Origin of the sequence: Variovorax glacialis (genome assembly GCF_051216375.1) — a bacterium.
Lineage (GTDB): Bacteria > Pseudomonadota > Gammaproteobacteria > Burkholderiales > Burkholderiaceae_C > Variovorax.
The window spans coordinates 440708-461099 of the sequence record NZ_JBPJZT010000003.1 but is presented as its reverse complement, the minus strand read 5'-3'; the positions used below and the strand labels follow the sequence as shown (position 1 = coordinate 461099).

At 65.5% G+C, this 20392-nt stretch carries 22 protein-coding genes; 16 read left to right on the top strand and 6 right to left on the bottom strand.

Translation table 11 applies throughout. The features are described from left to right. Positions 1–10: 10 nt before the first annotated feature. Together ACSFBL_RS10880 and ACSFBL_RS10875 are read left to right on the top strand one after the other, a co-directional pair. On the top strand, positions 11–655 hold the full coding sequence (locus tag ACSFBL_RS10880; RefSeq protein ID WP_028248672.1) for a DUF47 domain-containing protein: 645 nt from the start codon (positions 11–13) through the stop codon (positions 653–655). A gap of 15 nt (positions 656–670) precedes the next feature. Then, complete coding sequence (locus ACSFBL_RS10875; RefSeq protein WP_435515772.1) at positions 671–1681, top strand: inorganic phosphate transporter; 1011 nt, start codon at positions 671–673, stop codon at positions 1679–1681. Between the two features lie 130 nt (positions 1682–1811). On the opposite strand, the gene ACSFBL_RS10870 is transcribed toward ACSFBL_RS10875, so the two are convergent. Together ACSFBL_RS10870 and ACSFBL_RS10865 are read right to left on the bottom strand one after the other, a co-directional pair. Next, a complete protein-coding gene (locus ACSFBL_RS10870) occupies positions 1812–2255 on the bottom strand; it encodes a TM2 domain-containing protein (protein WP_435515771.1) in 444 nt (147 codons plus the stop codon). Next, entirely contained in the window at positions 2252–2773 is a 522-nt protein-coding gene (locus tag ACSFBL_RS10865) for a GNAT family N-acetyltransferase (RefSeq protein WP_435515770.1), read from the bottom strand. The genes ACSFBL_RS10870 and ACSFBL_RS10865 overlap by 4 nt, the downstream gene beginning before the upstream one ends. 164 nt (positions 2774–2937) lie before the next feature. On the opposite strand from ACSFBL_RS10865, the gene rpsP reads away from it, so the two are divergent. The 7 genes from rpsP (at position 2938) to hisC (ending at position 8074) form a co-directional block, all read left to right on the top strand. Beyond that, on the top strand, positions 2938–3201 hold the full coding sequence (gene rpsP / locus ACSFBL_RS10860) for a 30S ribosomal protein S16 (protein ID WP_028248676.1): 264 nt from the start codon (positions 2938–2940) through the stop codon (positions 3199–3201). Positions 3202–3214: 13 nt separating this feature from the next. Further along, on the top strand, positions 3215–3769 hold the full coding sequence (gene rimM / locus ACSFBL_RS10855) for a ribosome maturation factor RimM (protein ID WP_435515769.1): 555 nt from the start codon (positions 3215–3217) through the stop codon (positions 3767–3769). 22 nt (positions 3770–3791) lie between these two features. Further along, the gene (trmD, locus tag ACSFBL_RS10850; RefSeq protein WP_435515768.1) at positions 3792–4538 is read left to right on the top strand and encodes a tRNA (guanosine(37)-N1)-methyltransferase TrmD; all 747 of its coding nucleotides are present in this window, start codon (positions 3792–3794) and stop codon (positions 4536–4538) included. A 98-nt stretch (positions 4539–4636) separates the two neighbouring features. After that, positions 4637–5020 carry a 50S ribosomal protein L19 gene (gene rplS, locus ACSFBL_RS10845; protein WP_435515767.1) on the top strand — a complete coding sequence of 128 codons (384 nt, stop codon included), beginning with the start codon at positions 4637–4639 and terminating at the stop codon, positions 5018–5020. Between the two features lie 165 nt (positions 5021–5185). After that, entirely contained in the window at positions 5186–5899 is a 714-nt protein-coding gene (locus ACSFBL_RS10840) for a CoA pyrophosphatase (RefSeq protein ID WP_435515931.1), read from the top strand. Positions 5900–5966: 67 nt separating this feature from the next. Continuing rightward, positions 5967–6968, top strand: coding sequence for a CobD/CbiB family protein (locus ACSFBL_RS10835; protein ID WP_435515766.1), 1002 nt, complete (start codon positions 5967–5969; stop codon positions 6966–6968). 20 nt (positions 6969–6988) lie between these two features. After that, positions 6989–8074 carry a histidinol-phosphate transaminase gene (gene hisC, locus ACSFBL_RS10830; RefSeq protein ID WP_435515930.1) on the top strand — a complete coding sequence of 362 codons (1086 nt, stop codon included), beginning with the start codon at positions 6989–6991 and terminating at the stop codon, positions 8072–8074. 122 nt (positions 8075–8196) lie between these two features. Here the strand turns inward: hisC and rsgA are convergent, their stop codons facing one another. From rsgA to ACSFBL_RS10815, 3 genes are read right to left on the bottom strand one after another with little or no spacing between them, the layout of a single operon-like run. Next, on the bottom strand, positions 8197–9138 hold the full coding sequence (rsgA, locus tag ACSFBL_RS10825; protein WP_435515765.1) for a ribosome small subunit-dependent GTPase A: 942 nt from the start codon (positions 9136–9138) through the stop codon (positions 8197–8199). A gap of 17 nt (positions 9139–9155) precedes the next feature. Continuing rightward, positions 9156–9494, bottom strand: a complete 339-nt coding sequence (locus ACSFBL_RS10820) for a 4a-hydroxytetrahydrobiopterin dehydratase (RefSeq protein ID WP_435515764.1) — start codon at positions 9492–9494, stop codon at positions 9156–9158. A 9-nt stretch (positions 9495–9503) separates the two neighbouring features. After that, the gene (locus ACSFBL_RS10815) at positions 9504–10784 is read right to left on the bottom strand and encodes a M48 family metallopeptidase (RefSeq protein WP_435515763.1); all 1281 of its coding nucleotides are present in this window, start codon (positions 10782–10784) and stop codon (positions 9504–9506) included. Positions 10785–10898: 114 nt separating this feature from the next. On the opposite strand from ACSFBL_RS10815, the gene orn reads away from it, so the two are divergent. From orn to ACSFBL_RS10785, 6 genes are all read left to right on the top strand, one after another. Next, the gene (gene orn, locus ACSFBL_RS10810; RefSeq protein WP_435515762.1) at positions 10899–11495 is read left to right on the top strand and encodes an oligoribonuclease; all 597 of its coding nucleotides are present in this window, start codon (positions 10899–10901) and stop codon (positions 11493–11495) included. 202 nt (positions 11496–11697) lie between these two features. Then, positions 11698–13539: a DEAD/DEAH box helicase gene (locus tag ACSFBL_RS10805; protein WP_435515761.1), complete on the top strand. Its 1842-nt coding sequence runs from the start codon at positions 11698–11700 to the stop codon at positions 13537–13539. Between the two features lie 235 nt (positions 13540–13774). Continuing rightward, positions 13775–14848 (top strand): NAD/NADP octopine/nopaline dehydrogenase family protein, encoded by a 1074-nt coding sequence (locus ACSFBL_RS10800; RefSeq protein WP_435515760.1) that lies wholly within the window; start codon positions 13775–13777, stop codon positions 14846–14848. Further along, the gene (locus tag ACSFBL_RS10795; protein WP_435515759.1) at positions 14838–15836 is read left to right on the top strand and encodes a 3-hydroxybutyryl-CoA dehydrogenase; all 999 of its coding nucleotides are present in this window, start codon (positions 14838–14840) and stop codon (positions 15834–15836) included. Before ACSFBL_RS10800 ends, ACSFBL_RS10795 begins: the two co-directional genes overlap by 11 nt. Further along, positions 15833–16633, top strand: a complete 801-nt coding sequence (locus ACSFBL_RS10790) for an alpha/beta fold hydrolase (protein ID WP_435515758.1) — start codon at positions 15833–15835, stop codon at positions 16631–16633. The genes ACSFBL_RS10795 and ACSFBL_RS10790 overlap by 4 nt, the downstream gene beginning before the upstream one ends. Then, complete coding sequence (locus tag ACSFBL_RS10785) at positions 16630–17574, top strand: quinone oxidoreductase family protein (protein WP_435515757.1); 945 nt, start codon at positions 16630–16632, stop codon at positions 17572–17574. Before ACSFBL_RS10790 ends, ACSFBL_RS10785 begins: the two co-directional genes overlap by 4 nt. 2 nt (positions 17575–17576) lie before the next feature. On the opposite strand, the gene ACSFBL_RS10780 is transcribed toward ACSFBL_RS10785, so the two are convergent. Beyond that, complete coding sequence (locus ACSFBL_RS10780) at positions 17577–18095, bottom strand: MarR family winged helix-turn-helix transcriptional regulator (RefSeq protein WP_435515756.1); 519 nt, start codon at positions 18093–18095, stop codon at positions 17577–17579. Positions 18096–18206: 111 nt separating this feature from the next. On the opposite strand from ACSFBL_RS10780, the gene ACSFBL_RS10775 reads away from it, so the two are divergent. Beyond that, positions 18207–20390: a thiamine pyrophosphate-dependent enzyme gene (locus ACSFBL_RS10775; RefSeq protein WP_435515755.1), complete on the top strand. Its 2184-nt coding sequence runs from the start codon at positions 18207–18209 to the stop codon at positions 20388–20390. Positions 20391–20392 lie beyond the last annotated feature (2 nt).

Genomic DNA, 20392 nt, shown 5'->3' with positions numbered 1-20392 from the left:
GGAGAGCGCCATGTTCGGCAAGCTGCTGCCCCGCGAGGGGAATTTTTTCGAGATGTTCAATCAGCACGCCGATCGCATCGTCGAAGCTGCGCGCGCCTTCGAACATCTGGTCGCCAACTACAACGACCTGCACCTGCGCGAGCAATACAACCGCGATGTCGACAACGCCGAGCGGGCCGCCGATCGCGTGACGCATGACGTCAACCGCCTGATCCACAAGACCTTCATCACGCCGATCGATCGCGAGCAGATCCACAAGCTGATCAACACGATGGACGACGTGGCCGACCTGATCCAGGATTCGGCCGAAACCATGGCGCTCTATGACGTGCGCCACATGACCGAGGAAATCACGCGCCTCACCATGCTCAGTGTGAAGTGCTGCGAACGGGTGAAGGACGCGGTCAAGTTCCTCGGCAAGATCACCGATCCGGCCACCGCCGAAGCCACGCTGAAGACCTGCGAGGAGATCGACCGACTCGAGTCCGACGCCGACCGCGTGATGCGCAGCGCGATGAGCAAGCTGTTCCGCGAGGAGCCGGATGTGCGCGAGGTCATCAAGCTCAAGGCCATCTACGAGCTGCTCGAGACCATCACCGACAAGTGCGAAGACGTCGCCAACGTGATCGAGGGCATCGTCCTCGAGAACTCCTGATCGCACGGGCTTCGAATGGCAACGGTTCAGGTCGCCCTCTGGGTGGTGGTGGTGCTGGTCGCGTTGGCCATCGCATTCGATTTCATGAACGGATTCCACGACGCGGCGAATTCGATCGCCACCGTCGTGTCGACCGGTGTCCTGAAGCCCGGCCAGGCGGTCGTGTTCGCGGCCTTCTTCAACCTGATCGCGATCTTCGTATTCCACCTGAGCGTGGCGGCAACGATCGGGAAGGGCATCGTTCAGCCCGGCATCGTGGACGTGCACGTCGTCTTCGGTGCACTGGTGGGGGCCATCAGCTGGAACCTCGTCACCTGGTACTACGGCATTCCCAGCAGTTCGTCGCATGCGCTCATCGGCGGCATCGTGGGTGCGGTGATCGCCAAGGCGGGCTCGGGCTCGCTGATTGCGTCGGGCATCTGGAAGACCGTGGCATTCATCTTCGTTTCGCCGCTGCTCGGCTTCCTGCTGGGGTCGATGATGATGGTCGTGGTCGCCTGGACGTTCAGGCGTTCCACACCTTCGCGGGTGGATCGATGGTTCCGGCGGCTGCAGCTGGTCTCGGCCGGCGCCTACAGTCTGGGCCACGGCGGCAACGATGCACAGAAGACCATCGGCATCATCTGGATGTTGCTGATCGCCACGGGCTACGCCGCCCCGGATGCGGATACGCCGCCGACCTGGACGATCGTGAGCTGCTACACCGCCATCGCACTCGGCACGATGTTCGGAGGCTGGCGCATCGTCAAGACAATGGGACAGAAGATCACGAAGCTCAAGCCCGTCGGCGGTTTTTGCGCTGAAACCGGCGGGGCTTTGACGCTGTTCCTGGCGACGGCGCTGGGCATCCCGGTGTCGACGACGCACACGATCACGGGCGCCATCGTCGGGGTGGGCGCGGCACAGCGCATGAGCGCGGTGCGTTGGGGTGTCGCCGGCAACATCGTGTGGGCATGGATCTTCACGATCCCGGCGTCGGCTTTCGTGGCTGCGATCGCTTACTGGATCGGCTTCCAGGTGTTTTAGCTCGCCCCCAGGCTGCGCGCACTTCGTGTCGCTTCGCCTTCCCCCGGCCGGTGGCGGGCCGGCCGCTTCGGGCGGCCGGGCGCGGCGGCCCCCTTGCCGGGGTACCTTCGCCCCGGATGGCTTGGTCTTCCTATTGCGAGATTTTTCGGCCGGCTTCGATTTCGTGTTCGAAGTAGCGCTGGAAGCTGAAGGCCAGGCTGGCCATGAGAATGGTGCTGCCGAAGAACAGGGCGAGGACGACGGCGCCGATGGTGAGCCAGTTGGTGTTGCCGGCCGCGGTGTCGGAGCGCCCGGCGTTGTAGCGGGCGTTCCACTTTTCCGGGGTCATCAGGCCGTAGACGATGGCTGTAAGAGCGCAGCCGGAGATCGTGAAGCCGAGCAGGGGGATCAGGGCCCAACTGATGCCGTCGTCGAGGCCGTAGAGCCGCACGCGCTCGACGCCGTAGAGGCCGAGCGCGGTCGGGATCAGCAGAAGCCAGCCGAGGACGCTGGAGCGGCCGCGAAGATAGAAGCAGTGCAGGCCCAGTGGGCCGCCGAGGAAGGCCAGCCACGCGGCCACGGTCTTGTTCTTCATTCGGGCTTGGTGGCGCTGCCTTCGCCCAGCACCTTTTCCATCAGCACGATATCGCGCCACTCGCCGAACTTCCATCCGCAATCCTTGAAGACGCCCACGTGGCTGAACCCTTGCGCACGATGGACGCCGATGGAGCCCGCGTTGGCCGAATCGCCGATGACGGCGATCAACTTGCGCACGCCGACGGATTCGGCCGCCTCGGACAGTGCGGCCAGCAACCTGGCTCCGAGACCCTGTCCGCGGGCGCTGTCGGCGAGATAGATCGAGTCCTCGGCTGAAAAGCGATAGGCAGGGCGTGGCTTGAACCAGTTGCAGTAGGCGAAGCCGAGCAGTTCGCCATCGCGCTCCGCGACGAGGTAGGGGAGCTTCTTCGAAAGGACGTCGGCCCGGCGCTGGGCCATGTCGCTGGCAGTCGGCGGTTCGGTTTCGAAGCTGCCGGTGCCGTGCAGCACGTGGTGGGCGTAGATGGCGGTGATGGCCGCGACGTCTTCGTCGCGGCTGGGTCGGATGAGGGTCATTCGGGAAAGCTTGGCGCGGCCAAGGGATTGGAAATGAGACTGCGGGCTATAATCGAGGGCTTTTCAGCGTGTCGCTGGCCGGGTGGCCATGTCGCGTGTCTCGACGCTGGAAGAACACTGTGGGCGAACCTTGCGGGTTTGCTGCACCACCCGAAGGATAAATCATGGTCGTCATTCGACTCTCCCGCGGCGGTTCCAAAGGCCGTCCGTTTTTCAACATCGTCGTGTCGGACAAGCGCGTTCGTCGCGATGGCCGTTTCATCGAACGCCTGGGTTTCTACAACCCGACCGCCAAGGAAAATGAAGAAAGCATCCGCATCGCGCAGGATCGCCTGACCTATTGGAAGAGCGTCGGCGCGCAAGCTTCCCCCACCGTGACCCGCCTCATCAAGCAGGCCGCGGCTGCGGCTCCCAAAGCGGCTGCCTAAACCGCGGCCGGCGATGCTGCCCACCCTCGAAACCGCCGAATTGCCGGCGGATGCGATCGAAGTGGCGCGCATCGCCGACGCCTGGGGCATCAAGGGCTGGTTCAAGGTCCTGCCCCACAGCGCCCGACCCGAGGCGCTTTTCTCATCCAAGCGCTGGTTCCTGCAGCCCCCGGGCGCATCGAAGGGCCACGCGTTCAGGCTCGCGATCCGTGAAGCCAAGGAACACTCCGATTGCATCGTCGCCTCTTCCGAGGACGTGCCGGACCGCAATGCGGCCGAAGCACTTCGCGGTGCGCGCGTCTTCGTACCCCGGTCGAGCTTTCCGACTGCGGGTGACGACGAGTACTACTGGGTCGACCTGATCGGCCTCGCGGTCGTGAATCGCGAGGGCGTTTCGCTCGGCAGCGTGCGTGAATTGCTCGCCACGGGCCCGCAGACGACGCTGGTCCTGGACGCCCAAGAAGATGGCAAGCCGGTCGAACGAATGGTTCCCTTCGTGTCGGCCTTCATCGACAAGGTCGATCTGCCAGGTCGCCTGATCACGGTCGACTGGCAGCCCGACTACTGATCCGGGCCGAACCGGCGCCTTCATGCGCTTCGACGTCCTCACACTGTTTCCCGAGCTGTTTGCGCCATTCTTCTTGAGTGGCGTGACGCGTCGTGCGTACGAATCGAATCAGGTCGAAGTCGTCCTCTGGAATCCTCGCGACTACGCCGAAGGTAACTATCGGCGAGTCGACGATCGGCCTTTCGGGGGTGGCCCGGGCATGGTCATGATGGCGGAGCCGCTGTCGGCTTGCCTCGATGCGGCACTGTCGGCGCGCGGGGCATCGGCGCCGGTCGTGCTGTTCTCGCCCATCGGCGAGACCTTGCGTCACGACGCGGTCGAAAGGTGGTCCGCTGGCGAGGGCGCGGTTCTAATCTGCGGACGCTACGAGGGCATCGATCAGCGCTTCGTCGATTCAAGAGTCACGCACCAGATCAGCCTCGGTGATTTCGTGCTGTCGGGTGGCGAGATTGCAGCCATGGCGCTGCTGGATGCGGTTGCGCGTCTCCAGCCCGGCGTGCTGGGCGATCAGGCCAGTCACGCGCAGGACAGCTTCAACCCCGCACTCGATGGGTTGCTTGACTGTCCCCACTACACGCGTCCTGAACATTGGCAGGGCGAGGGCGTGCCGCCGGTCCTGATGTCAGGCCACCACGTCCAGATCGAACGCTGGCGTCGGGACCAACGCTTGCTGATCACCCGGGAGAAGCGGCCGGATCTGATTGACGCGGCGCGAGGTGCAGGCCGGCTGACTCCAGCGGACGAGAAAACGCTTCAGAAAAAGCTATAATCTCTGGTTCCCCGATCCTCTGCCCAGCCGCGCCGGCACGCCACGTGCCATCGAAGGCGCCTTTTGTGTAGCGTGGACAAGATCGAAATCAGGAAATCATGAACCTCATCCAGACCCTCGAGCAGGAAGAAATCGCCCGGCTCGGCAAGAAGATCCCCGATTTCATGCCCGGTGACACGGTCATCGTCAGCGTGAACGTCGTCGAAGGCAACCGCAAGCGTGTGCAGGCCTACGAAGGCGTCGTGATTGCCAAGCGCAATCGCGGCCTCAACAGCGGCTTCACGGTGCGCAAGATCTCCAGCGGTGAAGGCGTGGAACGCACGTTCCAGACCTACAGCCCGCTGATCGCCAGCATCGAAGTCAAGCGTCGTGGCGACGTTCGCCGCGCCAAGCTGTACTACCTTCGCGAGCGCAGCGGCCGTTCGGCCCGCATCAAGGAAAAGCTGCCGGGCAAGTCGTCGGCAGCGTCGGCCGCTCAATAAGCAGCGTCCGCTTGTCGCGCAAGAAGCCGCCACTCAGGCGGCTTTTTTCATTGGGGCCTCGATAACGAGGCGTTCGTGATTTTGTTTTGGCGCCGCGTGTCATCCGCATGCCGTCCCTGCATCGTTAACTCAGTAAGCATCTACTTGACTACCCCACCATCGGCCATGAGCGCTTCTCCTGTCGAAACCATCAATGCCGTCCTCCAGCCGGTGTTGCCGTCCTTCGATCCACGCGAGGTGCCGGTGAGCGGAATCGACGTCAATTTGCCGGCTGTCTCCCCTGCCGAGCTCAGCGCGCGCGCGCTGCGCGCACGGTTTGCCACCCCGCCGGAATGGACACCTGAGATGCGCCGGGAGCCGCGGATGTTGGATCGACCGCCGGCGCAGGCTGCCGTACTCATCCCCATCGTGATGAGAGACGAGCCCACGGTCCTGCTGACGGAGCGCACCACGAACCTGTCGAACCACTCGGGCCAGGTTGCATTTCCGGGCGGCCGCGTCGATCCCGAGGACGCCAACATCGCTGCTGCCGCACTGCGGGAAGCATGGGAAGAGGTCGGCCTGTCGGCGGCATACATCGAAGTGCTGGGCGGCCTCCCGACATACACGACCGTCACATCGTTCATCGTGACGCCGATCGTCGCGCTCGTGCAGCCTGACTTCGAGCTGTCGATCAATCCGCATGAAGTCGCGGAGGCATTCGAGGTGCCCCTCGGCTTCCTGATGAACCCGGCGAATCATCGCCGCCACACGTTGGTCGACGACCAGATGTCGCGCGAATGGCTGTCGATGCCGTACCAGGACGGACCCCATGAGCGTTACGTCTGGGGCGCAACGGCGGGCATGCTGCGCAATCTCTATCGCTTCCTCAGCGCCTGACCGGACCCGTGGGTTTCCCTAGGGAGTTCCTCGAAATCGTGCGATCCCGGGGTTCTAGAATCTTCCGATGAGCTTCTTTGCCATCCTGTGTGCGTTGCTGATCGAGCAGGTGCGTCCGCTGGCGTATCACAACCCGGTGTATGGCGGTGTGCTAGCCTGGACCCGCTGGACCAGTCGCAACTTCGATGCAGGCAAGCCCAACCACGGATGGGTCGCATGGTCGCTGGCGGTCTTCGTGCCGACTGTGCTCGTGCTGGCGGTGCACTGGCTCCTGATCCTCACGATCGGGCTGCCCTTCGCGGTGCTATGGAGCATCGCCATCCTCTATGTCACGCTGGGCTTCAGACAGTTCAGTCACCATTTCACCGGGATTCGCGACGCGCTCGATGAGGGGGACGAGGCGCTCGCGCGCTCGTTGCTGGCCCACTGGCAGCATGTCGACGCCGCCGACCTGCCTCGCAGCGAGATCGTGCGGCACGTCATCGAGCACTCGGTGATCGCAGCGCATCGGCATGTGTTCGGCGTGCTCGCCTGGTTTTCGATTCTTGCCGCGGTCGGGCTGGGGCCTGCTGGCGCGGTGTTCTACCGGATGAGCGAATTCGTGTCCCGCTATTGGGCCCACAAGAGCGGCGCATCGACGCAGCCTTCGAGCATCTGGGTTCAGCAAGCCGCGGATCGTTCGTGGAGCGTGATCGACTGGCTGCCTGCTCGCATTACCGCGCTCGGCTTCGCCGTCGTCGGCAGCTTCGAAGAGGCGATCGATTGCTGGCGCAATGACGCCCGGCGCTTCCCCAACGAGAACGATGGCGTCATCCTCGCGGCGACTTCCGGTGCGGTCAACGTCAGGCTCGGCGGCGGCACGCTGAGTGCCGTCCCGGTCACGGACCCGCTGCCGCGCGCGCAGGCCGGCGATTCGTTTGCCGGTGGTCGTGGCCCCGACAGCGGCAGCACCCCCGGACGCGAACCCGAGCCCGCGCACCTGCGCAGCGTGGTCGGCCTCGTGTGGCGTTCGGTCGTGATGTGGATGGTGTTGCTGGCGCTGCTCACCTTGGCGCGCTTGCTGGGCTGAGCCGTCAGGCAGGATCGGACTTGTCCAGCGTTCCAAGGTTCTGCAGTCCACGCATAGCGGCGCTGGAGCCCTATGTGCCCGGCGAACAGCCGCGTATCGCGAACCTGGTCAAGCTCAACACCAACGAGAACCCGTATCCGCCGTCGCCGCGCGTGGTCGATGCCATCTGCAGTGCCGCCGAGACTGCCCTGGAGCGCTATCCGGACCCTGAGTCCACCGCGCTACGCGAGGCGATTGCCGCGCGATACGGCTTGCAAAGCAATCAAGTGTTCGCGGGCAACGGCTCGGACGAAGTGCTCGCCCATGCGTTCTTCGCCTTCTTCCAGCATGCCGAGCCGCTGCTGATCCCGGACGTCACGTACAGCTTCTATCGCGTCTATGCCCAGCTCTACGGCATCGCTTGCGAACTTCAGCCTGTCGATAACGCGCTGCGCATCGATGACGGGGCGCTGGCCGCGCGCGCAGCCGCCGGCTGTGCGGGCATCGTGATAGCCAACCCGAATGCGCCGACCGGCATCGGGATGCCGCTGTCCTGTATCGAGGCATTGGTCGAGGCCTGCCCCGACCGCGTCGTTCTGGTCGATGAAGCCTATGTCGATTTCGGCGGCGAGAGCGCCCTGCCCCTGATCGCCGCTTATCCGAATCTTCTGGTCGTCCAGACACTGTCCAAGTCGCGCTCACTCGCCGGCTTGCGCGTCGGATTCGCCTGCGGGCAAGAACACCTGATCGACGCGCTCGAGCGCGTCAAGAACAGCTTCAATTCCTACCCCCTCGATCGACTCGCCTCGGCGGGCGCGATCGCTGCGTTCGAAGACGAAGTATGGTTTGCCAAAACGCGCGACAGCATCGTCGACACCCGCGAAGGCCTGGCGCTGCAACTGGAGGACCTGGGTTTCGAAGTGCTCCCGTCGCAGGCCAACTTCCTTTTCGTCCGGCATCCAGCGTACGACGCTGGCGAGCTTGCCGCCTCATTGCGCGCGCGGGCAGTTCTCGTACGTCATTTCAGGCAGCCCCGCATTGCGCAGTACCTGCGCATCACAGTCGGCACGCGAGACCAGTGCACGGCACTGGTCGAAGCGCTGACTGAAATCACCGCCGCGCGCTAGGGGCCCTCAAGAAATCGCGCATCCGCATTAGAAATCCCGCGGAGCCGGCTCCGCCGGGCCGCAGGGGTTGCCCCCGGAAGGGGTGCCCGAGCCACACGAAGTGGGCGAGGCTGGGGGCGAACTCAATACTTTGACTCGCTGAGTTCGGCAAACAGCTCGCCGTAGATCCGGTACCGCGAAGCGCTGATCGCGCCCGGACGGGAGGGCGAATCCACCTGCGAAATCACGCCGCACCCCGGTTCGTGAAGGTGCGTGCAGTTGTAGAACTTGCAGTCCGTGGCGTGCGCGGCGATGTCGGGCATCAGGTGCGCCAATTGCATGGGCGCGATGTGATGCAGCCCGAATTCCTGGAAGCCGGGCGAGTCGATCAGCCCCGTGCTTCTCGCCGCGTCGACCCAGTACCAGGTCGTGCTGGTCGTGGTGTGCTTGCCCGAGTTGAGTGCCTGCGAGATCTCGCCCGTCAGCGCGGTCGCGCCGGGCACGAGAAGGTTGATCAATGTGCTCTTTCCCGCGCCCGAGGGGCCGAGCACCAGCGTGGTCTTTCCGGACAGCAGGGTCGTCAGCGTCGCGCGATTCGCCTGGCCGGCGGCCGTGAGGGCCAGAGGCACCACGGTGTAGTCCATGCGACGGTAGGGCGCGAGGCGCGCCCACGCACGCTCGAAAGGGATCGCGAGGTCGCTCTTGTTGAGCGCGATGATGGGTGTGATGCGCTCCGCCGAGGCAGCGATGAGCGCCCGTGTCAGTTGCGTCTCGGAAAACTCGGGCTCTGCCGCAACCAGGATGAGCACCTGGTCGAGATTGGCTGCGAACGACTTCGTTCGTATCTCGTCCTGCCGATAGAACAGGTTCTTTCGCGGCAGGACCTTTTCAATCGTGCCCTCGTCCTCGCTCGCCTGCCACTGGATGCGGTCGCCCACCACGGCATGGCTCTTCTTGCCGCGAGGATGGCAAATCAGCCGGTCCCCCTCTGGTGTCTCGACGAGGCAGTGACGACCGTGGCTGGCGACGACGAGCCCGTCGCGCAGCGCCACGCCGCTGGCCGTGCCGCCGCGCTGCTTAGCCAAGGGCGCGTTCCATCGGTTCAGTCCGCAATCAATGCGTCCGCTTGCGCGGCGCACTCGAAGTCGGTCAACGAAATGCCGCCTACATCGTGCGTGTTGAAGCGCACCACACAGCGGTCGTAGTGCACCGAGAGGTCGGGGTGGTGGTCCTGCCGATGCGCGACCCACGCGAGCGCGTTCACGAAGGCGATGGTCTCGAAGTAGTCGGCGAAGGTGAAAGTCTTCTCGATGGCGACGTTCGCCCCATCACCTGCGAGCTTCCAGCCTTCGAGCCTTGCCAGGCTTGCCACGATCTCGGTGGCGCTCATTGCGCGGCGCGCCTGGGTTTTCCAGTCCTTGGGGTTGAACATGCTAGTCATCGTCGGGCTTCAGGATGAGGCTGCCGTGGCCATGCGCGCCAGGCGCTCGGAGGCGGGGGGATGGGAGTAGTAGAACTTGACGAACACCGGGTCGGGCGTGAGCGTCGACGCGTTGTCCTTGTAGAGCTTGAGCAGTGCCGCCCTCAGGTCGGCGCCACTGGTCTGCGCGATTGCGTAGGCGTCGGCCTCGAACTCATGCTTGCGCGAGATCAACACCGGCAACGGAGCGACGAAGAAGCCGAAGACCGGTACCGCCAGCATGAAGAGCAGGATCGCGAGCGCGTCGTTGGGCGCCGACATGTTGGGTTGCACGCCCAGGCCCGTATAGAACCACAAGTGGGTCGACAGCCAACCCAGCAGGGCAAAGCCGGCCAGGCTCAGCGCGAACATCGCAGCCATGCGCTTCATGACATGCCGGTGCTTGAAATGACCCAATTCGTGGGCCAGCACCGCCTCCACCTCGCCGGCGTTGAGTTGGCGCAGCAGCGTGTCGTAGAACACTACGCGCTTGCTGGCGCCAAAGCCGGTGAAGTACGCATTCGCGTGCGCACTGCGCGTGCTCCCGTCCATGACGAAGAGGCCCTTGGCCGCAAAGCCGCAGCGCTGCATGAGCGCGTTGACGCGTTCCTTGAGCGCAGCATCGTCCAACGGCTGGAACTTGTTGAAGATCGGCGCAATGAATGTCGGGTAGACGAGCATCAGAAGCAGATTGAACGCCATCCATGCGCCCCACGCCCACACCCACCACAAGGCACCGGCCGCACCCATGAGCCACAGGATCAGCGCCGCGATCGGAAGTCCGATCAGCGCACCCAGCAGCACGCCCTTGATCGCGTCGGCCAACCAGAGCCGCCAGGTCATCTTGTTGAACCCGAAGCGCTCCTCCAGCCTGAAGGTCTGCCAGAGCGTGAACGGCAGTTCCAGCAAGCCACCGATCAGCGCGAAAGCGCCGAGCAGGGCGAGTTGCTGCCACATGCCGCCGCCCATCCAGCCGAGCAGCAGGTTGTTGAGGAGGCCCAGTCCGCCGAGCAACGTCCATCCCAGCAGTACCGCTGCGCTCCAGGCCATTTCGACAAGGCCGAAGCGGCTCTTGGCCATCGTGTAGTCGGCGGCCTTCTGGTGGGCGGCGAGCGTGATGGCCTGCTCGAAGACCGCGGGCACCGAATCGCGATGGCGCGCCACGTGGCGAACCTGTCGACTGGCAAGCCAGAACTTCACCACCAGGCCGGCCACCAGCGCGACGGCAAAGGCCAGGGTGAAGGCGAGGGAGGCAGAGAAGGGTGGGGACATGGCGGTCGAGTTTAGCCCGCGGTCCTGGCGCCCGGCGGTCGCCCTGTCGCCGTCAAGGGCGCTTGGAGCGTCGGAAGCCCAGTTGTCCGGAGGGTCATCGACGACAATCCATGAATGCCTGAATCCACCGAACCCGCAGCGCCCGCCCCTGCAGCCACCTTGAAGAAGAGCGACCAGAACCTTGTCTGGCTGGACTGCGAGATGAGCGGCCTCGATCCCGAAAAGGAACGCCTGCTGGAAATTGCCGTGGTCGTGACCGGTCCCGACCTGACACCGCGCATCGATGGCCCCGTGCTGGTCATCCACCAGAGCGACCAGGTGCTCGACGGGATGGACGCCTGGAACAAGGGCACGCACGGCCGCAGCGGGCTGATCGACAAGGTGAAGGCTTCCTCGCTCGATGAAGCGACGGCCGAGCAGGAGTTGCTCCAGTTCATCTCTCGCTACATCCCGAAGAGCGGCTCACCGATGTGCGGAAACACGATCGGCCAGGACCGGCGCTTCCTCGTGAAGTACATGCCCAAGTTGGAAGCGTATTTCCACTACCGCAACCTTGATGTCAGCACGCTCAAGGAGTTGGCCAAGCGCTGGAAGCCGTCGGCCTACAACGCATTCAAGAAGCAGCAGGCGCACACGGCGCTGGCCGACGTCCATGAATCGATCGAGGAACTCGAGCATTACCGCGAGACCTTTCTTCGCATTCAGGATTAGGTAAAACCCCAGGGTCATGCGATAATCGACGGCTTCGCTGTATTGCACAGCGTTTTCTTGCATCTCCCTATCTTGCACATCGCGCCCGAATAACGGGCCGCGGCAAAGACGAAAGTCCTTGCTGAACGTCGTTGGATGGTTGATGTTTTTCACCACCCGACGGAGCACCGCCCACGGCAGTGCTCGCGTATGAGATTTTCCAATGACCGACGCTTTTGAAGCGCAGGGCGAGTTCGCGCCTGTGCAATCCGATGAATTCGCTGTTTCGGGCGAACTCCACACCTCTTCCAACGCTGCGCCGGCTTTCGAGGCACTCGATGCCGTCGAGCCCGTTCAGCCCAAGCTGCCGAATGGCTTCATCAAGCTGGGCCTCGCACCCGAGCTGATCGCCGCGGTCGAAGACCTCGGCTTCACGCAACCCACGACCGTGCAGGAACAGGTGATTCCGCGCGCCATGACCGCCAGCGGCACCGCCGACGGCCCCACGCGTTTTGTCGACCTGATGGTGTCGAGCCAGACCGGCAGCGGCAAGACCGCCGCCTTCCTGCTGCCCGTGCTGCACACCTTGCTGCAACGCCAGGCCGAAGCCGAAGCGGCAGCCAAGGCCGAATTCCAGCGTCTGGCCGCCGAGGCCGCCGCCCGTGGCGAAGCGCCCCCGAAGAAGCCGAAGCGCAAGGACCCGACCAACGCGCGCCACTTCAAGGCAGCGACGCCCGGTGCGCTGATCCTGTGCCCGACGCGCGAACTGGCGCAACAGGTCGCGCACGACGCCATCGATCTGGTCAAGCACTGCCGCGGCCTGCGCATCGCCAATGTGGTGGGCGGCATGCCGTACCAGTTGCAGATCGCCCGTCTCCAGAACGCCGACCTGGTCGTCGCGACGCCCGGCCGCCTGCTCGACCTGCAGCGCTCGATGCAGATCAAGCTCGACCAGGTCAAGTTCCTCGTCGTGGACGAGGCCGACCGCATGCTCGACCTCGGCTTCTCGGATGACCTCGCCGAAGTCAACCAGCTCACCATCGAGCGCCAGCAGACCATGATGTTCAGCGCGACCTTCGCGCCCCGCATCCAGCAACTGGCGACCCGCGTGATGCGCGAGCCGCAGCGCGTGACGATCGACAGCCCGCAGGAAAAGCACGCCAACATCAAGCAGGTGCTGTTCTGGGCCGACAACATGCAGCACAAGCGCAAGCTGCTTGACCACTGGCTGCGTGACACCACCATCAACCAGGCCATCGTGTTCGCAAGCACGCAGGTCGAGTGCGACGGTCTCGCCAACGACCTGCAGCAGGACGGCTTCAGCGCCGTGGCGCTCCACGGCGCGCTGAGCCAGGGCCTGCGCAACCGCCGCCTGATGGCATTGCGCCAGGGCCAGGTCCAGATCCTCGTCGCCACCGACGTGGCTGCGCGCGGCATCGACGTGCCGACCATCACGCACGTGTTCAACTTCGGTCTTCCGATGAAGGCCGAGGACTACACCCACCGCATCGGCCGCACCGGCCGGGCAGGGCGTGACGGCATCGCCGTGACCTTCGCCGAGTTCCGCGATCGCCGCAGGATCTTCGACATCGAGTCGTACAGCCGCCAGCAATTCAAGTCGGAAGTGATTCCGGGCCTCGAGCCGCAACAGCGTTCGCCGCAATCGCGTCCGCAAGGCGACTTTGGTGGCCGTGGACGTGACAGCCATTCGCGCGATCGAAAGTTCGGCGGTGCTGGCGGTCATCGCGGCGGCAATGGCGGTGGCTTCGGTGGTGGCAATGGCGGCGGGTATGCCGGCGCCAGCGGCTTCAACGATCGCAATTCGCGCGGCCCGGGCGCCGGTGCGCCGCGTGGCTTCCAGACGCAGGGCAATGCCAATTTCGGCGGTGGCCGTGATGAAGCCGGCTACGGTCGCAAGCCGGGTTGGGGCGACAGCGCTCCGCGCGGCGGCGCTGGCGGTGGTGCCGGCCGAGGCGACGGTTTTGCGCCTCGCGGCTACGCCGGCGGCGGCAAGGTCTTCGTGCCTCGCGACGCGCAGAAGCGCGGCTTAAAGCCGAGCCGTTGAACGTGAGCGGCCTTGAGCCGCATCCCTATCGAAAGCCCGCATTTCCCAGGAAATGCGGGCTTTGTTCGTTGGGGGCATGGCTCGCGCAGCCCGGCCGGTCTCTAATGGGAAACGCGAATAGGCCTCCTTTTTAGTTGACACCTGAACAGTTGAAAAGTAATGTATTGATGACTCGAGTCCCCCTGGCCCATGCTGGTGGCCGGTTCATCCACTTCACTCTTTCCACTGTCGACCTATGAAAATCGCAATTCTCGGCGGCGGCCACGGCGCCTACGCGGCTGCCGCGGATCTGTCCGAAGCTGATCATGAAGTGCGTCTCTGGCGCCGTGACGCGGCCGCGTTGGAACCGCTCGCCCAGGCCGGTGCCATCACGTTGAAAGATGCTGCCGGCGCGCGCGACGTGCGGATTGCACTCGCGACTGCCGACATCGGCGCCGCGATGCGGGGCGCCGAGTTGATCGTCATCCCGACGCCGGCGATCGCGCAGGAGGACATCGCCCGCGCGATGGCTCCGCACCTGGTCGACGGCCAGGTCGTCTTCCTGCCGCCCGGCACCTTCGGCAGCTATGTCATGGCCCGGATCGTGAAGGACGCCGGCAACCACGCCGACGTCGCATGGGCCGAGACGGGGACGCTGCCGTACCTCGCCCGCAAGCACGGCGAGCGCGAAGTCAACGTGACCATCCGCGCCATCCGGCTGCCGACCGGCGTCTATCCGGCGCGCAAGGAGCGCGAGGCGATCGAGGTCATCCGCAAGGCCTACCCCAGCGTGCATGGCTGCGGCGATGCGCTGTCGGGCGCGCTGATGAATGCCGGCCCCGTCATCCATCCCCCGTTGATGGTGATGAATGCCGCGCCGCTGCAGCATTTCGAGCGCTGGGACATCCATAACGAAGGCACCCAGCGCGCCGTCCGCGACGTCACCGACCGGCTGGATCAGGAGCGCATCGCGGTGCGCGAGGCACTGGGGCAGGGCGCGCCGCACTACCCGCTGGCCGACCACTACAACAACGACCAGTGGATGTATGGCGACGCTCACAAGCAGCTGGTCAAGTCGGGTGACTGGCGCGAGAACATCGACCTCTACGCGCACAGGTACATCACCGAGGACACCGAACTCGGGCTCGCCTTCCTCGCCTCGGCCGCGCGCTATGTCGGTGTGGACGCGCCGATTGCGCATGGCTTGCTGGCCATCGTCGGCGGCTTCCTCGGCCGCGACCTTCGCAAAGGGCCGCGCACGCTGGAAACGCTCGGCCTCGCCGGCCTGACGCCCGCACAGCTCAAGCAGAGGCTGCACGATGGGGAATGAGCTTCCCCGCTTCGCGGCGGTCGGCGCGGGCCGCATGGGGCGCGGAATCGCGATTGCCTTCGCCTACGCGGGGCACCGGATCTCGCTCGTCGACCTCCGCCCGCGCACCGACGAGGCATGGCAGAAGCTGCACGGAGAAGCACTGGCCGAAATCGAAGCCAGCCTCTCAGGCCTTGCCCAACTCGGCGTGATCGATTCCGCGCAAGTACAAGCGATCGCCCGGCGCGTCGACTTCGTGAAGGCAGACGATGCACCCGCCGCGCTGGCCGCCGCGGAACTGGTCTTCGAAGGCGTCCCCGAGACGCTCGAAGCGAAGCGCGACGCGTTCGAGCACATCAACCGCCATTGCCGCGAAGACGCGATCCTCACCTCGACCACCAGCAGCATCCTCGTGACGCAACTGGCCGCGCTGGTGCACCGGCCGGAGCGATTCCTCAACATGCATTGGCTCAATCCGGCGTACGTGATTCCGGTGGTCGAACTCAGCTGCCATCCCGGCACCGATCCCGCGGTCCTCGAACGCACCAAGACCCTGATGGAGTCGATCGGCAAGTTGCCCGTGGTGTGCGGCGCGTCGCCCGGCTACATCGTGCCGCGCCTGCAGGCGCTGGTGATGAACGAAGCCGCCCGCATGATCGAGGAGGGCGCCGCCACCGCGGAAGAGATCGACAAGGCCACGCGCTACGGCCTCGGCCTGCGATTCGCGGCACTGGGGGTGGTCGAGTTCATCGATTTCGGCGGCTGCGACATCCTGCATCACGCAAGCCGCGAGATGGCAGCTTCCATCGATCGCGCACGCTACACCGCGCCCGCCATCGTCGATCGCATGGTCGAAGAAGGCCGGTTGGGGCTGAAGAGCGGCAGCGGCTTCTACGAGTACGAGGGGCGCGACGTCGGCGCCTACAGGCGCGACGTGCTGTCCCGCACGCTGGGCATGCTCAAGCATGCGGGCCTCTGGCAGCCGCCGGCCGACGAGACCCGCAAATGAAGATCCGGCGCGCGTTCGCCGACCTGTCGGTGGGGCAGGTCCACTACGCAGAGTGCGGCGATGTGAACGCGCCGGCCGTCCTGCTGCTGCACCAGTCGCCGCGCAGTTGGGCCGAGTACCGTGAAGTGCTTCCCCTGCTGGGCGCGCACTACCGCGCGATCGCGATGGACACGGCCGGATTCGGTGACTCCGACGCCGGCGATGTCCCGGCCAGCATCGAACAATGGGCCCGCGTGGCCTGCGAACTGCTCGACGCCTTGGGTATCGAGCGCGCGGACGTGGTGGGTCATCACACCGGCGGCGTCATCGCCGTCGAGTTGGCCGCGAGCTTTCCCGATCGCGTGCGGGGACTGGTGCTGTCGTCCACGCCCTTCACCGACGAAGCGTTCCGGCGCGCCCGCGCAGGGCGCCCGCCCATCGACGAGGTCGATCCCCGCAGCGACGGCAGCCATCTGGCGGCCCTGTGGCAGCGCCGCCAGGGGTTCTACCCCGCGGATCGGCCGGACCTGCTCGAAGCCTTCGTTCTCGATGCGCTCAAAGCCAGCGGCGGGCCCGAAGACGGTCATCGCGCCGTCGCGGCGTACCGAATGGAAGACAGCATCCATCGGGTCACGCATCCCACACTCATCCTGCGCGCCCCCGAAGACCCCTTCGCCTCGCCCCATGCCGCCGAACTGTGCGCCCACCTCTCGAACGCGCGCATCGTCGACATCGAGGGCGGCATGGTTCCGTTGCCCGACCAGCTACCCGGTCCCTTCGCGCATGCCGTGCTCGCGTTCCTGGGGACCCTCTCGTGAAAGCCGTGCGTGTCCACGCCTTCGACGCGCCGCCCGTGCTGGAAGAAATCGTCGAGCCCCAGCGCCGTGCGGGCCGCACCCTCGTTCGCATGGAGGCGGCCACCGTCGGGCACATCGACCGCACCGTTTGGCGCGGCAGCTTCCTGAAGCATCCTCCGTTCCCCTATACGCCGGGCGTGGAGGCCGCCGGCGTCGTCGTTGCCAGCGCGAGTCATGCGGAGGGCCAGCGTGTATGGCTTCGCGGCAGCGGACTCGGCACGCTGTTCGACGGTACATGGTGCGAACTCGTCGATGCACCCGACGAAGCACTCGGCTTGCTGCCCGATGCGGTGCCCGCAACCCTCGGCTCGGCCTTCTTCTCGCCGTGCACTTCCGCCTGGGTCGCATTGAACGACGTCGCCCGGCTTCGAGCCGGTGAAAGCATCCTGGTGACGGGCGCCACCGGCGCGGTCGGATCGCTGGTCGTGCAACTCGCGCTCGATGCCGGTGCCGAGGTGACCGTGGCCGTGAGCCACGTCGAGCAGGCCGCCACCGTCCCGGCGTCCGCCAAGGTCGTCGTCCTGCAGGGTGACCTGTCGGCAGCGCTGGAACCCGTGTCTGTCGATTTGCTGATCGATACGGTCGGCGGACCGATCCTCGCCGCTGCGCTCACCCGTGTTCGTCCCGGCGGCCGGGCAGTGCTGGTCGGCTACACCGCGGGCAATTCGCTCGCGCTGGACCTCGCCCACTTCCTGCAGCGGGACGTCGCCTTGCTGCCGCTGAACATGTTCCGTCGTGAAGCGGCGGGCCGCGCAGCCGCGCCCGACCTGCTGGCCCGCCTGGCCGATGGCGGGTTGAAGCTCGACGTGCAACCCTTCGCGCTGGAGGACGCCGCCACCGCCATGGACTGGATCAGCCAGCGCGGCCATCGGGGCCGTGCCGTGCTGGTGCCGTCGCGCTGAGCTCAGGCTTCCGCGTCCAACGCCTCGTCCGGCGCTTCTCCCGGCGCGCGCGCGTGCAACTGGATGATGTGGCGCAGCGTGCTCTTGAGCTCCTCCGCCCGCTGAAGCCCGAAGGGTTCGAGCACCCGCATCTCGTGCTCGCGCGCCAGTTCCATCAGGTGTTCCACCGCCTTCGCGCCCTTGCGCGTGATGCGCACCAGAGTGACGCGGCGATCACTTTCGTGGGGCAGCCGCTCGACCTGTTCGCGCGCCTCCATGCGGTCCAGCAAGCGCGTCACCGTGGGCTGCTTGGTCACCGTGATCTGCGCCAACTGGCCGATGCTGATGGGCTCGCCGCCCGCCAGCGATGCCATCACCCGCCATTCGGACACTGAAAACCCGTGCTGGCGTGCGACCCTGTGGAACTCGGAAGAAATGAGTTGACTGGCCTGCGCGAGCAGCGCGGGCAGGTAGTCGTCGACGAAGCGGAGCGTTCCGTCCGGCGTTTCGTCGGAAAACGGCCCCGGACTCTCGACGGGCACGCTGCTTGCTTGTCTAGGGTTATTCATGATTGTGAATACATTCAGTACTAAACATTATAGAGGCCGAGGTTTCGAGAGGAACCCCACGATTCCTGACAAGAAAGGGCCGCCATGGCTGAGCGATCATTCGTTGAAGAAGTCAAGAAGCTGCGCCTGAAGGGTGGCGAGGTTTTCCGGGGAGAGGGCATTCTGGCAGTCACCAAGGCATTGCTGGAGTCCGGGGTTTCCTATGTGGCCGGCTACCAGGGCGCGCCGATCTCGCACCTGATGGACGTTCTGGCCGACGCGCAGGACATCCTCGCCGAACACGGCATCCGCTTCGAGAACAGCGCGAGCGAAGCCACGGCGGCTGCCACGCTGGCGGCCTCGGTCAACTATCCGCTGCGCGGCGCGGTGACCTTCAAGGCCACCGTGGGCACCAACGTGGCCTCCGATGCCCTCGCCAACCTGGCCTCGGGCGGCGTGACCGGCGGCGCGCTCATCATCGTCGGCGAGGACTACGGCGAAGGCTCTTCGATCATGCAGGAGCGCAGCCACGCCTTCGCGATGAAGTCGCAGATGTGGCTGCTCGACCCGCGCCCGAACCTGCCGAGCATCGTCGACGCGGTGAAACAGGGCTTCGATCTGTCGGAGGCCAGCCACACGCCGGTGATGCTGCAGTTGCGCATCCGTGCCTGCCACGTCCACGGCCAATTCATCACCGGCGACAACCGCCGTCCGAAGTTCACGATCAAGGAAGCGCTGGAGAATCCGCAACGCGACGTCAGCCGTATCGTGCTGCCGCCCGCGAGCTTCCTGCACGAGCAGGAGAAGGTGAAGGACCGCTGGCCCGCCGCGGTGCGCTTCATCGAAGAGCGCCAACTCAACGAGTTCTTCTCGGAAGACGCCGACGACATCGGCATCATCGTGCAGGGCGGCAGCTACAACACGCTCATCCGCGCACTCGAACGGCTGGATCTGGCCGACGTGTACGGCAACACCAAGGTGCCGCTCTACGTGATGAACGTCGCCTACCCGGTGATCGAGAGCGAAGTTCTTCGCTTCTGCGAGGGCAAGCGCGCGGTGATGATCGTGGAAGAAGGCCAGCCCAACTTCGTCGAGCAGAACCTCGCGACCATCCTGCGCCAGGCCGGCTCGACGACCGCCTTGCACGGCAAGGACATGCTCCCGGTCGCTGGCGAGTACACCGCTGCCGAACTGCTCAAGGGCGCGCGCAGCTTCGGCGAGCGCTACGGCCGACTCCAGCCACTCCCGGTGCCCGCCGCGGTGCGCAAGGTCATCCCCCTCACCGAAGTGGCCGAGATCGGCGTCGATGCCGCGCCGGAGCCCGCCAGGCCGCTGGGCGACAGCGTGCACGCCCGCCCGCCCGGCTTCTGCACCGGCTGCCCGGAGCGCCCGATCTTCAGCGCGATGAAGCTGGTGGAGCGCGAACTCGGCCCGCACCACGTCAGCGCGGACATCGGCTGCCACCTCTTCTCGATCCTGCCGCCCTTCAACATCGGCAACACGACCATGGGCTACGGCCTCGGTGGCGCGGGCGCCGCGGCGCTGAACGTGGCCGCGGGCAAGCGGGCGATCTCGATGATGGGCGACGGCGGCTTCTGGCACAACGGCCTGACGAGCGGCGTCGCGAACGCGGTGTTCAACCGCAGCGACAACCTCACGATCGTGGTCGACAACAACTACACCTCGGCGACCGGCGGCCAGGACATCCTCTCGTCCAACGCGATCAACGCGACGCGCAGCACCGGCCACGAGATCGAGCGCGCGGTGCGCGGCGTCGGCGTCAAGTGGGTGAAGACCATGCGCCGCACCTACGACGTCGCCGGCATGCGCGATGCGCTCAAGGATGCGCTGACCACGCAGGAGAAGGGCCCCAAGGTCCTCATCGCGCAATCCGAATGCATGCTCAATAAGCAGCGCCGAGAGAAGCCGATGGTGCGCAACGCCATTGCGAGCGGCAAGCGCATGGTGCGCGAGAAGTTCGGCGTCGATTCCGACACTTGCACCGGCGATCACTCGTGCATCCGGCTGTCGGGCTGCCCGTCGCTGTCGATCAAGCCGAATCCCGATCCGCTGCGCACCGATCCGGTCGCGGCAGTGCTCGACAGCTGCGTCGGCTGCGGCGTGTGCGGCGAGGTCTCGCACGCCGCCGTGCTGTGCCCTTCGTTCTACAAGGCACAGATCGTCAGCAATCCGAACCGCTGGGACCTGATGCGCGAACGCTTCCGCACGCGGATCATCGGCTGGCTCCAACGCGGCGAGGCAAAGCGCCGCGCGGCCTATGCGTTCTGAAA